At 67.3% G+C, this 12,157-nt stretch carries 13 protein-coding genes; 3 read left to right on the plus strand and 10 right to left on the minus strand.

Annotation, left to right across the window (positions count from 1 at the left end; all coding sequences use genetic code 11):
• Nucleotides 1-9: 9 nt before the first annotated feature.
• The 4 genes from ACIGKL_RS13770 to ACIGKL_RS13785 form a co-directional block, all read right to left on the minus strand.
• Nucleotides 10-882, minus strand: coding sequence for an endonuclease/exonuclease/phosphatase family protein (locus ACIGKL_RS13770; protein ID WP_397487182.1), 873 nt, complete (start codon nucleotides 880-882; stop codon nucleotides 10-12).
• Nucleotides 883-901: 19 nt separating this feature from the next.
• Nucleotides 902-1,528, minus strand: a complete 627-nt coding sequence (locus ACIGKL_RS13775; RefSeq protein WP_397487183.1) for a thiol:disulfide interchange protein DsbA/DsbL — start codon at nucleotides 1,526-1,528, stop codon at nucleotides 902-904.
• Between the two features lie 151 nt (nucleotides 1,529-1,679).
• Complete coding sequence (locus ACIGKL_RS13780) at nucleotides 1,680-2,285, minus strand: c-type cytochrome (protein WP_397487184.1); 606 nt, start codon at nucleotides 2,283-2,285, stop codon at nucleotides 1,680-1,682.
• Nucleotides 2,286-2,336: 51 nt separating this feature from the next.
• Entirely contained in the window at nucleotides 2,337-2,627 is a 291-nt protein-coding gene (locus ACIGKL_RS13785) for a c-type cytochrome (protein WP_397487185.1), read from the minus strand.
• A gap of 245 nt (nucleotides 2,628-2,872) precedes the next feature.
• On the opposite strand from ACIGKL_RS13785, the gene yihA reads away from it, so the two are divergent.
• The gene (yihA, locus tag ACIGKL_RS13790; protein ID WP_397487470.1) at nucleotides 2,873-3,520 is read left to right on the plus strand and encodes a ribosome biogenesis GTP-binding protein YihA/YsxC; all 648 of its coding nucleotides are present in this window, start codon (nucleotides 2,873-2,875) and stop codon (nucleotides 3,518-3,520) included.
• A gap of 485 nt (nucleotides 3,521-4,005) precedes the next feature.
• Here the strand turns inward: yihA and polA are convergent, their stop codons facing one another.
• Nucleotides 4,006-6,801 carry a DNA polymerase I gene (polA, locus tag ACIGKL_RS13795; RefSeq protein WP_397487186.1) on the minus strand — a complete coding sequence of 932 codons (2,796 nt, stop codon included), beginning with the start codon at nucleotides 6,799-6,801 and terminating at the stop codon, nucleotides 4,006-4,008.
• Nucleotides 6,802-6,875: 74 nt separating this feature from the next.
• On the opposite strand from polA, the gene ACIGKL_RS13800 reads away from it, so the two are divergent.
• Together ACIGKL_RS13800 and ACIGKL_RS13805 are read left to right on the plus strand one after the other, a co-directional pair.
• Nucleotides 6,876-7,160: a DUF2782 domain-containing protein gene (locus ACIGKL_RS13800; protein ID WP_397487187.1), complete on the plus strand. Its 285-nt coding sequence runs from the start codon at nucleotides 6,876-6,878 to the stop codon at nucleotides 7,158-7,160.
• A gap of 17 nt (nucleotides 7,161-7,177) precedes the next feature.
• A complete protein-coding gene (locus ACIGKL_RS13805) occupies nucleotides 7,178-8,128 on the plus strand; it encodes a homoserine kinase (protein WP_397487188.1) in 951 nt (316 codons plus the stop codon).
• Between the two features lie 74 nt (nucleotides 8,129-8,202).
• Here ACIGKL_RS13805 and ACIGKL_RS13810 read toward each other — a convergent pair whose 3' ends face one another.
• Genes ACIGKL_RS13810 through ACIGKL_RS13830 form a run of 5 tightly spaced genes read right to left on the minus strand, consistent with a single transcriptional unit; the run spans nucleotide 8,203 to nucleotide 12,126 of the window.
• Complete coding sequence (locus ACIGKL_RS13810; RefSeq protein WP_397487189.1) at nucleotides 8,203-8,835, minus strand: SCO family protein; 633 nt, start codon at nucleotides 8,833-8,835, stop codon at nucleotides 8,203-8,205.
• An 8-nt stretch (nucleotides 8,836-8,843) separates the two neighbouring features.
• The gene (gene cyoE / locus ACIGKL_RS13815) at nucleotides 8,844-9,743 is read right to left on the minus strand and encodes a heme o synthase (protein WP_397487190.1); all 900 of its coding nucleotides are present in this window, start codon (nucleotides 9,741-9,743) and stop codon (nucleotides 8,844-8,846) included.
• Nucleotides 9,744-9,763: 20 nt separating this feature from the next.
• Nucleotides 9,764-10,804, minus strand: a complete 1,041-nt coding sequence (locus ACIGKL_RS13820) for a heme A synthase (protein WP_397487191.1) — start codon at nucleotides 10,802-10,804, stop codon at nucleotides 9,764-9,766.
• A 37-nt stretch (nucleotides 10,805-10,841) separates the two neighbouring features.
• Nucleotides 10,842-11,420, minus strand: coding sequence for a hypothetical protein (locus ACIGKL_RS13825; RefSeq protein WP_397487192.1), 579 nt, complete (start codon nucleotides 11,418-11,420; stop codon nucleotides 10,842-10,844).
• Nucleotides 11,395-12,126 (minus strand): SURF1 family protein, encoded by a 732-nt coding sequence (locus ACIGKL_RS13830; RefSeq protein ID WP_397487193.1) that lies wholly within the window; start codon nucleotides 12,124-12,126, stop codon nucleotides 11,395-11,397. The genes ACIGKL_RS13825 and ACIGKL_RS13830 overlap by 26 nt, the downstream gene beginning before the upstream one ends.
• Nucleotides 12,127-12,157 lie beyond the last annotated feature (31 nt).

The raw sequence follows: 12,157 nt of genomic DNA on the forward strand, positions 1-12,157 counted from the left end.
ACGGCCTGCTTATCCACGGGAGGGCGCCTTCAGCATAGGCGTTTGGCCACTAATCTGAGCGCGCGGCAGGCGGATTTCCACGGCCACCGGCAGGTGGTCGGAGATCGGCTGGCTGAGCACGTCGACCCGCCCCAGTTCGAGCCCCGGGCTGAGCAGGATATGGTCGAGGCAGCGCTGCGGCCGCCAGCTGGGGAAGGTCGCCTGGACCTGCGGCGCGATCAGGCCGAGGTCGCGTAGCGGCGAGTTCTCCAGCAGGTCGCCGGCGTGGGTGTTCATGTCGCCCATCAGCACCAGGTGGCGGAACCCGCCGACCCGCTCGCGAATGTAGGCCAACTGGCGGGTACGGGTGCGCGGGCCGAGGGCCAGGTGCATCATCACCACCCCCAGCGCCTGCTCGCCCTCGCCCAGGCGCAGGAAGATCGCCCCGCGCCCCGGCGGGCCGGGCAGCGGATGATCCTCCAGCAGGGTCGGACGCAGACGGCTGAGCACGCCGTTGCTGTGCTGGGCGAGACGCCCGAGGTTGCGGTTGAGCTGCTGGTACCAGTAGGGAAAGGCGCCCTGCTGGGCCAGGTACTCGACCTGATTGACGTAGCCGGAACGCAGGCTGCCGCCGTCGACCTCCTGCAACGCCACCAAGTCGAAATCGGCGAGCAGGTCGCCGATGCGCTGCAGGTTGCCGCTGCGCCCGGCATGCGGCAGCAGGTGCTGCCAGCTGCGGGTCAGGTAGTGATGGTAACGCTGGGTGTTGATGCCGACCTGGACATTGAAGCTGAGCAGGCGCAGCAGGCCGTCGGCGGGCCACTGGGTGTCAGCGGCGCACTGCGGGTTGACCTGTGGATCGCACAGGCCAACCGCGCGGGTCTGTCGCCAGCGGCGCAACATGGTCGGCGGCAGCGGCCGCTCAGAGCGCGGCGCGCTCCTTGGCGATCAGGTGGTCGGCGACTTCCAGGGTCTGCTGCGGGCCGCCGGCGGAGGTGATGTCGAAGCGGTACTTGCCGTTGACCACCAGCACCGGTACGCCGGTGATCTGGTAGGCCATGGCCAGTTTCTTGGCCTTTTCCATCTGGCCTTTGACGGCGAAGGACTTATAGGTCTTGAGGAAGGCGTCCTGATCCACGCCCTGGGTGGCGAGGAACTCGGCCATTTCCTCGGGGCTGGCCAGCTGCTTCTTGTCCTGGTGGATGGCGGCGAACACGGCGTCGTGCACCTTCTGCTCGACCTTCATGCTTTCCAGGGTGATGAACATCTGCCCGTGCTTGTCCCACACGCCGCCGAACAGGGCCGGGATGCGCACGAAGTTGACGTCCTCGGGCAGCTGCTCGACCCAGGGATTGAGGGTCGGCTCGAACTGATAGCAGTGCGGGCAGCCGTACCAGAACAGCTCCACCACCTCGATCTGGCCGGGCTTGGACACCGGTACCGGGCTCTTCAGCTCGACATAGTGCTGGCCGGCGACGGGTTCGGCATGGGCGGCGACGCCGAACAGGCTGCTGAGGGCCAGAGCGGCGCCGAAAATCAGGTTACGCATGGAGTACTCCTTGGCTGGTAAGCGTCGCCCAATGGCGAATCGATACTAGGACTCGTCGCCCGGGGGCAGGTTCCGGCCATTGTAGCCGCGGCGCATACGAAAAAGGGTGGCCGCAGCCACCCTTTGTCTTACCAACTGCAACAGCGGTCGATCAATGCAGACCCTGGATAAAGCTGGAAACCGCCTCGATATCCTTGTTGCTCAGCTTGGCCGCGATGGCACGCATGATCATCGCGTCGCCGTCGTTGGTGCGATTGCCTTCGCGGAAGTCGGTCAGCTGCTTGGCCACGTAGGTGGCGTGCTGGCCGCCCAGCTGCGGGAAGCCCGCGGCGTCCAGGCCGGCGCCGTTCGGCGAGTGGCAACCGGTGCAAGCCGGCATGCCTTCTTCCAGCTTGCCGCCGCGGAACAGCGCTTCGCCGCGCCCGACCAGCTTGGGGTCGGCGGCGCCGACGCTCATCTGCTGGCTGGCGAAGTAGGCGGCGATGTCGGCCATGTCCTGGTCGCTGAGGTTATCCAGCATGCCGGTCATCTCGACCACCTGGCGGTTGCCGGACTTGATGTCGTGCAGCTGCTTGAGCAAGTAGCGCTCGCCCTGACCGGCCAGCTTGGGGAAGTTTGGCGCGGGGCTGTTGCCATCGGCGCCATGGCAGGCGCCACAGACGGCGACTTTGCCCTGACCGGCTGCGGCATCGCCGGCAGCCTGTGCCAGGCCGGTGAGGCCCAGGGTCAACAGCAGACTCACGAGTACTTTGTTCATCAGCTAATCCAACTACGGCTAAGAGAGATAAGGGTTATCGGCCGGGCCCACTCATTCGGTCATCAGCTTGATGACCGCCTGGTAGTCCTCCGCCGTGCAGTCCATGCACAACCCGCGGGGCGGCATGGCATTCAAACCATTGGTGACGCTCTGTACCAGTGCGTCCATGCCCTTGGCCAGACGCGGTTCCCAGGCGGCCTTGTCGCCTTTGAGCGGGGCCGTGGGAATCTGGCCGTTATGGCAAACGCCACAGGCACGGTCGTATACAGCTTGCGGATCTTGGGCAGCATGGCCGTTGAAGGACAGCAGGGTTACGGCAGCCGCGAGCAGCATTTTCTTCATCAGATCTACCTCATCAGGGAGGGGAACGTTCTGCTTTCTAGCGAGCAGCCTGGTTAATCGTTCCCGGCAATCGGGTTCCTGCGGGTGGGACAAAGCGCACACAAAATCTGCGGCATTATATACTGGCAACGCTGAAACGGAAACGACGCCGCTTGCCGCGCCACCTGGCGTGCCGCAGGTGCGCGGAAATGTCGCAAGTCCCCGAACGCCAGCTGGCGAGTGCGGGGCGCCCACCGGATACCCCCATGCTCCCGAAGAACCCCATCATCGGTCTGTGCCAGCAGGCCAGCTTCCTCATCAGTGCCGCCAAGGTCGATCAGTGCCCCGAGGACAGCGGCCTGGAAGTGGCCTTCGCCGGCCGCTCCAACGCCGGCAAGTCGAGTGCGCTGAACACCCTGACCCACGCCAGCCTGGCGCGCACCTCGAAGACCCCGGGGCGCACCCAGCTGCTCAACTTCTTCCGCCTGGACGACGAGCGCCGCCTGGTCGACCTGCCCGGCTACGGCTACGCCAAGGTGCCGATCCCGCTCAAGCAGCACTGGCAGAAGCACCTGGAGGCCTACCTGGGCAGCCGCGAGAGCCTCTGCGGCCTGGTGCTGATGATGGACATCCGCCACCCGCTGACCGAATTCGACCGCATGATGCTGGACTGGTCGGTGGCAAGCGGCATGCCCCTGCACATCCTGCTGACCAAGGCCGACAAGCTGGCCTTCGGCGCGGCGAAGAACGCCCTGCTCAAAGTGCAGCAGGAAATCCGCAAGCAGTGGGGCGAGGGCATCGGCATCCAGCTGTTCTCGGCGCCCAAGCGCATGGGCGTGGAAGAGGCGCAGCTGGTGCTGGCCGGCTGGCTGGATCTGCTGCCGGAAGAGGACGAAGAAAACGCTGAGGCCTGAAGCGTAGGGTGCGCTGTGCGCACCGGCTCCGTAGGGAGTATTCGGTGCGCACAGCGCACCCTACGGGACTGCAGCCGCCCTGTTTGACTTGAGAGCGCATCGAAGCAGCCCTCTCCCGCCCTTCGGGCACCCTCTCCCATAAACGGGAGAGGGTCAGCAGAGTGCCGCTAGCGGCAGCTTTCTACAGGCAAAAAAAACCCCGAGCTTCGTATGGGGAGGGAGAAGTTCGGGGTTTAAGGTCTGAACCGCTAGGGCGGGGTTCAGATGTCTGCCAACACTTAACACAACATAGGAGCATTGAAAGGCTTAACGGCCATTCAAGAACTCTGACCGGGCGCCCTCGCGGAAAGTTCATCCTTTTTTTAAAAACCATTCGCAATAAGCCGCGGCGCGCTGATTCCCAGAAGCCTTGCTTGTGGGTGCGCCGACCGACACACCCTTCGCTGGTGCGCACAGCGCAGCCTACGCCCAGGCAGTACCCGAACTCAGTGCGCCTCGTCCCAGTTGGCGCCGACGCCCACTTCCACCAGCAGCGGCACGTCCAGTTCCGCCGCGCCGCCCATCAGCGCCTTGATCTGCACGCCGACTTCCTCGACCAGCTCCTCGCGCACCTCCAGCACCAGTTCGTCGTGCACCTGGAGGATGATCCGCGCATCGATGCCGCTGTCCTGCAGCCAGGCGTCCACGGCGATCATGGCGCGCTTGATGATGTCCGCCGCGGTGCCTTGCATCGGCGCGTTGATCGCCGCGCGCTCGGCGCCCTTGCGCATGGCCTGGTTCTGCGCGTGGATTTCCGGCAGGTACAGGCGGCGGCCGAAGACCGTCTCCACATAACCCTGCTCGGCGGCCTGCGCGCGGGTGCGTTCCATATAGCTCAGCACGCCCGGATAGCGGGCGAAGTAACGGTCGATATAGGCCTGCGCCTGCTTGCGGTCGACGTCGATCTGCTTGGCCAGGCCGAAGGCGCTCATGCCGTAGATCAGGCCGAAGTTGATCGCCTTGGCCTTGCGCCGCTGATCGCTGCTCACCTGCTCCAGCGTCACACCGAACACCTCGGCGGCGGTGGCCTTGTGCACGTCGCGGTCGTGGCGGAAGGCATCCAGCAGGCCTTCGTCCTTGGCCAGGTGGGCCATGATGCGCAGCTCGATCTGCGAGTAGTCCGCGGCCATCATCTTGTAGCCCTGCGGCGCGACGAAGGCCTGGCGGATGCGCCTTCCTTCGGCGGTGCGGATCGGGATGTTCTGCAGGTTCGGGTCGCTCGACGACAGCCGGCCGGTGGCCGCCACCGCCTGGTGGTAGCTGGTGTGGATGCGCCCGGTGCGCGGGTTGATCTGCTCCGGCAGCTTGTCGGTGTAGGTGCTCTTGAGCTTGCTCAAGGAGCGGTACTGCATCAGCACCTTGGGCAGCTCGAAGTCCTGCTCGGCCAGCTCCGCGAGCACCGCCTCGGCGGTGGAGGGCTGGCCCTTGGCGGTCTTGCTGATCACCGGGTAGCCGAGTTTTTCGTAGAGGATCACGCCGAGCTGCCTGGGCGAGGCCAGGTTGAACTCCTCGCCGGCGATGGCGAACGCCTCGCGCTCCAGCTCCACCAGCCTGTCGCCCAGCTCGACGCTCTGCTCGCCGAGCAGCTTGGCGTCGACCAATGCGCCGTTGCGCTCGATACGCGCCAGCACCGGCACCAGCGGGATTTCGATTTCGCGTAGCACCTTGGCCAACGACGGCACGGCTTCGAGCCGGCCCCACAGCTCCTGGTGCAGGCGCAGGGTGACGTCGGCGTCCTCGGCGGCGTAGGGGCCGGCCTGGTCCAGGGCGATCTGGTCGAAGGTCAGCTGCTTGGCGCCCTTGCCGGCGATGTCCTCGAAACGGATGGTGCTGTGATTGAGGTACTTCAGCGCCAGGCTGTCCATGTCGTGGCGGGTGGCTGTCGAGTCCAGCACATAGGATTCGAGCATGGTGTCGAAAGCCACGCCCTGCACGGCAATCGGCGTCGTCGCATTGGCCAGGACGTTGATGTCGTACTTGGCGTGCTGGCCGACCTTGGCCTTGGCCGGGTCTTCGAGGATCGGCTTGAGCGCCTTGAGCACAGTGTCGCGGTCGAGTTGCTGCGGCACCCCCATATAGGAGTGGGCCAGCGGGATATAGGCGGCCTCGCCGGCCTTGACCGCGAAGGACAGGCCAACCAGCTGCGCCTGCTGGGCATCGACGCTGGTGGTCTCGCTGTCGAAGGCGATCAGTTCGGCCTGTTCCAGCTTCTTGAGCCAGGCGTCGAACTGCGCCTGCTCCAATACCAGCTGGTAGTCGCCGGCACTCGGCGGCAGCGCTTCGGCGACTTCCTCGGCGCTGTCGCCGGCCGGTTCGGCGAACAGGTCGCCGGCCGGCGCAGCAGCCTTGGTGGCCAGCGCCTTGTTCTGCCGCAGCAGCTCGTCGAGCCAGTTCTTGAACTCCAGCTCGCCGTACAGCTCGACCAGCGCGGCCTGATCCGGCTCGCCCGGATGCAGCGACTCGATCTCGATATTCAGCGCCACGTCGGTCTTGATGGTGGCCAGCTGGTAGGACAGGTAGGCCATCTCGCGGTGCTCTTCGAGCTTGGCCGGCAAGCCCTTGGCACCGCGGATCGGCAGCTCGGGCACCTTGTCGAGGTTGGCGTAGAGCACGTCGAGGCCACCGCCGATGCCGACCAGCAGGCCGAGGGCAGTCTTCTCGCCGACCCCGGGCACGCCGGGGATGTTGTCGACCTTGTCGCCCATCAGCGCCAGGTAGTCGATGATCAGCTCGGGACCGACACCGAATTTCTCCTTTACGCCATCGGCATCGTAGACGCTTCCGGTCATGGTATTGACCAGCGTAACGTGCGGGCAGACCAGCTGGGCCATGTCCTTGTCGCCGGTGGAAATCACCACGTCGCGCTTCTCGCCGGCGGCCTGGCGGGCCAGGGTGCCGATCACGTCGTCGGCCTCCACGCCTTCGACGCACAGCAGCGGCAGGCCGAGGGCGCGCACGCTGGCGTGCAGCGGCTCGACCTGGACACGCAGCTCGTCCGGCATGGACGGGCGATTGGCCTTGTACTCGGCGAACAGCTCGTCGCGGAAGGTGCCGCCCTTGGCGTCGAAGACCACGGCGAAGGGGCTGTTCGGGTACTGCTTGCGCAGGCTCTTGAGCATGTTCAGCACGCCCTTCACCGCCCCGGTGGGCAGGCCCTTGGAGGTGGTCAGCGGCGGCAGGGCGTGGAAGGCGCGGTACAGGTAGGAGGAACCGTCGACCAGGATCAGCGGGGCTTGGCTCATGAGCGGGATCAACCTTTTCGGCGGGTGCGGCGCTAGAATGACCGCATCATTGAAAACGAAGGAGCAAGGTTACCATGGGTACAGTCAAACGCCTTTTGCTGGTCGGCCTGCTGGCTTGCGTCCCCCTCGCCGCTCACGCCGAAGATCCGGTCTCCGGCGACCCGGACGTGACCATCCGCCAGGACGGCGACCGCACCATTCAGGAATACCGGGTCAACGGTTTTCTCTACGCGATCAAGGTGATTCCGAAAAACGGCAAACCCTACTTCCTGGTGCGCGCCGACGGCAGCGACGGCAACTTCGTGCGTTCGGACGATCCGGACATGTTGATCCCCTCCTGGGAAATCTTTAGCTGGTAAGGCAATTAAGGTCTGATATGTCGGTATTCACCCCCCTGGAGCGTCACGAGCTCGAAGTCTTCCTGGCGCCCTACGGGCTCGGCCGCCTACGTGACTTCCAGGGCATCGCCGCGGGTAGCGAAAACAGCAACTTCTTCGTCAGCCTGGAGCGGGGCGAGTACGTCCTGACCCTGGTCGAGCGCGGCCCGCTGGCCGACCTGCCGTTCTTCATCGAACTGCTCGACGTGCTCCACGACGCCGGTCTGCCGGTGCCCTACGCCCTGCGCACGGAGGATGGCCAGGCGCTGCGCAGCCTGGCGGAGAAGCCGGCGCTGCTGCAGCCGCGCCTGGCCGGCAAGCACGTGCACGCGGCCAACGCCCACCATTGCCAGGAGGTCGGCAGCCTGCTGGCACGTATCCATCTGGCCACCCGCGAGCGGCCGCTGGAGCGGCGCAGCGACCGCGGCCTGGACTGGATGCTGGCCGAGGGCCCGAGCCTGGCGCTCAGGCTGCCGGAAGCCGAGCTGCCGCTGCTGCGCGACGCACTGGCCGAGATCGCCGCGCTGAAAGCCCGCATCCTCGCCCTGCCGCGGGCCAACCTGCATGCCGACCTGTTCCGCGACAACGTGCTGTTCGACGGCAACCATCTGGCCGGGGTGATCGACTTCTACAACGCCTGCTCGGGGCCGATGCTCTACGACCTGGCGATCTGCCTGAACGACTGGTGCTCGCACGAGGATGGCAGCCTGGACGGCGCCCGCGCCCGCGCGCTGCTCGGCGCCTACGCCGCGCTGCGGCCGTTCACGGCTGCCGAGGCCGAGCTGTGGCCGGCCATGCTGCGCATCGCCTGCGTGCGCTTCTGGCTATCGCGGCTGATCGCAGCCGAGTCCTTCGCCGGGCAGGAAGTGCTGATCCACGATCCGGGCGAGTTCCAGCGCCGCCTGGCGCAGCGCCAGCGGGTCGAGCTGGCGCTGCCGTTCGCGCTGTAGGCCACGCCCCGTAGGGTGCGCCGTGTGCACCAATGCCAATGCCTTCGACCGCTAGCCGGTGCGCGCGGCGCACCCTACGAGCCTGAAACCAGCCCCGGCAGCTGTTCGGCCAGCTTGGCGTTGTTGATCGGCGCGCGGATAAAGCCGCGCTGGGTGCCGTCCGGGCCGATGATCACCAGGTTGCCGCTGTGATCGACGGTGTAGTTGTCCTGGCTGGTATCGGCGGGGATATAGGGGATGCTCACCGCGTTGGCGAACTTCTGCAGCGTCGCTTCCTCGCCGGTCAGGCCGACGAAGCCGGCATCGAAATAGGCCAGGTACTTCTTCAACTGCTCCGGGGTGTCACGCTTGGGGTCGACGCTGACCAGCACCAGGCGCAGCCGCGCGCGGGCTTCCTCGGGCAGCTGGCCCTGCAGCTGGCGCAGCTGGGCAAGGGTGGCCGGGCAGATGTCCGGGCAGAAGGTGTAGCCGAAGAACAGCAGGCTCCACTGCTCCTTGAGCTGATCCACCGCCACGCTTTCGCCATCCTGATTGGTCAGGCTCAGCGCCGGCAGGCTGCGGCTCTGCGGCAGCAGCACGATGCCGGCGTCGAGCAGCGCGGTGGGGTCGCCCTGGCCCTTGGCGGTCAGCACCTTGTTGACGGTGAGCCCCAGCACCAGGGCGACTATGGCGACGAGGACGAAAACGGTGATTTGGGTGCGGGTCATGACAGCCTTTAGATATTCAGCAGCAGGTAGTGGTCCGCCAGCAGGGCGATGAACAGCAGGAACAGGTACCAGATACTGTACTTGAAGGTATTGATCGCCGCGTGCGGTTTGCTGTCACGGTACAGCACCCAGGCCCAGTGCAGGAAGCGCCCGCCCAGCAGCAGCGCGCAGACCAGGTAGAGCGGCCCGCTCATGTGGATGGCGTAGGGCAGCAGGGTCACCGCGAACATCACCAGGGTGTAGAGCAGGATATGCACCTTGGTGTAGTGCTCGCCGTGGGTCACCGGCAGCATGGGGATATCGGCCTTGGCATATTCGGCCTTGCGGTGGATGGCCAGGGCCCAGAAGTGCGGCGGGGTCCAGGCGAAGATGATCAGCACCAGCAACAGCGGCTCGGCGGACATATGCCCGGTCACCGCCACCCAGCCGAGCAGCGGCGGCGCGGCGCCGGCCAGGCCGCCGATGACGATGTTCTGCGGCGTGGCGCGCTTGAGAAAGCCGGTGTAGATCACCGCGTAGCCGAGCAGGGAGGCCAGGGTCAGCCAGGCCGCCAGGGCGTTGGTGAACAGCAGCAGCAGGGCCATACCGGCCACGGCCAGGAGCAGGGCGAAGCTCAGCGCCGCCGCCGGCGAGACCCGCCCGGCGGTGACCGGGCGCTTGTGCGTGCGCGCCATGATCGAGTCGATGCGCCGGTCCACCACATGGTTGACCGCCGCCGCGGCCCCGGCGCACAGGCCGATGCCGAGGTTGCCGAACAGCAGCACGGTCCAGGGCACGCCGGCGCGCGTGGCGAGGAACATGCCGACCAGCGAGGTGATCAGCATCAGCAGCACCACCTTGGGCTTGGTCAGCTCCAGGTAGTCGCGCCAGCTGGCGGGTTCGGAGTGGGCTCGTAGCGCAGTAGCCATGGCGTTTCTCCTCTTTATCGTTATTTGCCGAACGTCGGCGCCATCGCGCCGGCGCAGGGTTCGTCGGCGAGCCGAGCCGCGCGGGCACTGGCCCGCAGGCGGTAGTTGACCAGCACCAGGGTCAGCAGCAGGGCCGCGCCGCCGGCGTTGTGCGCCACGGCCACCAGCAGCGGCAGGTGGAAGATCACGTTGCTGATGCCCAGGCCGACCTGCAACGCCAGCGCCAGCAGCAGCAGGCCGGCCAGGCGCGGCAGGCCGGCGGCCTTGAGCCGCCAGGCCAGCAGCAGCAGGGCCAGGCTGACGATCAGTGCGCCGATGCGGTGGCTCATATGGATGGCGGTGCGCGCGTCGCTGTCGAGCTGCCCGCCCAGGTAATTGGGGCCGATATGCTGGGTCAGGTGGAAGCCGTTGGCGAAATCCATCGCCGGCCACCACTCGCCGTGGCAGGTGGGCAGGTCGACGCAGGCCACCGCCGCATAGTTGGAGCTGACCCAACCGCCCAGGGCGATCTGCCCGATCACCAGCAGCAGGCAGGCCGCCGCCAGGGCACGCAGGCGCGCCGGCAGCTGCAGCGGGGCGAAGCGCCCGGACAGGCGCAGGCACAGCAGCGCCAGCAGGCTGAGGGTGGCGAAGCCGCCGAGCAGATGGGCGGTGACCACCTGCGGCCAGAGCTTGAGGGTCACCGTCCACATGCCGAAGGCGCCCTGCAGTATCACCAGCGCCAGCAGTGCCAGCGGCAGCTTCAGCGGCTGGCCCGGCTCGCCGCGGCGGCGCAGCGCCTGCGCCGCCAGGCCGAGGATGACCAGGCCGAGGGCGCCGGCGAAGTAGCGGTGGATCATCTCGTACCAGCCCTTGGCCACCTCCACCGGCGCCTCGGGGAACCGCGCCTCGGCCAGGGCCAGCTTGTGCTCGCTCATCGGTACGCCGAGAAAGCCGTAGCAACCGGGCCAGTCCGGGCAACCCAGGCCGGCGTGGGTCAGCCGGGTGTAGGCGCCGAGCAGCACCACCACGGCGGCCAGCAGGGTGGCGCAGAGAGCGAGGCGGTAACCGGGTTTGCGCATCGTCGATCCTTAGCAGGCAAGCGCCTGCGGGTCAGCCTCAACCGATTTGGGAAATCTTCAGCAGGAAACGCAGGTCGTCGAGAATCGCCTTGCCGTCGCTGCCGGCCGGGTAACGCAGCACCAGGTTGCCATGCGGGTCGACCAGCCACAGCCAGGCGCCGGGCAGGGCCTCGGTGGCCCGGTCGTAGGCCTGGCGATCCAGGCCGTAGCGGCCCAGCTGCGGGTACTCGCGATCGAGCAGCGCGGCGTAGTCGGCCATCAGCGCTGCGCCCGCCGCCAGGCCATGGCTGGCGCGGAGGATCTCGCGGTTGAGGCCGATCTGGATCTGCCGCGCCAGGTAGACCAGTTGCTGGCAGTCGGCGGCGCAGGCAGCGGGGGCGGTGACCAGGATCTGCCAGCGCGGCGCCAGCTCGCCCTGTACGCCGAGGTCGGCCAGGGTCTGCCCGGTGCCGACCAGCACGCCGTGGTAACTGCGCGTCTCCGGCACCCAGAACCGCCACTGGTACATGGCGCTGGCCAGCAGCATGGGGCCGATGGCGATGGCCAGCAGCAACAGCAGTTGCCAGCGGCCGCGCGCCTTGCGCGGGGTCTCAGGCAGGGCGATGGCTGGGTTCATGACGACTCTCCCGTGCATTGTGTATTCCAAGATAGATGAACAGGCCGAGCAACGCCGCGGCCAGGGCGAACCATTGCACGGCGTAGCCGGTGTGCTTGTCCGGACTCATGGCCACCACCGGCCAGTCCACCCGGTAGCTCGCCGGGCCCGGCTCCAGGCGCGCCTCGAAGGGCAGGCCGCCGCGACCGAGCTGGCGCCACAGCGCCTCGACTTCGACCGCGCCGATCAGCCGCGGCCAGCCTTGCGCCGGCGCCGCGTCCGCCAGCTGCAGGCCGCCGCTGGACGGCAGATAGACCCAGGCGGTCAGGGCCAAGGCATCCTCGGGGGTGGCGAACTGCGGCGGCCGGCGCCGATCCGGCCAGGGCAGCCAGCCGCGGTTGAGCAGCACCCAGAGGCCGCTGGCTTGGTCGTAGAAGGGTTGCAGCAGCTCCACGCCGACGCGGCCGTCGCGCATGCGGTTGTCCAGCAGCAGGCTGTGCGCGGCGTCGAACTGGCCGTACAGGCGCACGCGCCGGTAGGCCGGGTCGCGGCCGCGCTCGAGCCGGTCGACGACGACCGGCGCGGCCTGGCGGCGGGCCTCGAAGCTGGCCAGCAGGGCGCGCTTGTCCTCGGCGCGCTGCAACTGCCAGCTGCCCAGGCCGAGCAACCCGGGCAGCAGCAGGGCCACCAGCAGGCTGGGCAGCCAGCCGGGACGGAAGGCGCTCATGCGGCCTCCCCACGGACAAGGTGCTGGCTGG

The sequence above is a fragment of the Pseudomonas sp. NPDC077186 genome, from assembly GCF_044543505.1.
Lineage (GTDB): Bacteria > Pseudomonadota > Gammaproteobacteria > Pseudomonadales > Pseudomonadaceae > Aquipseudomonas.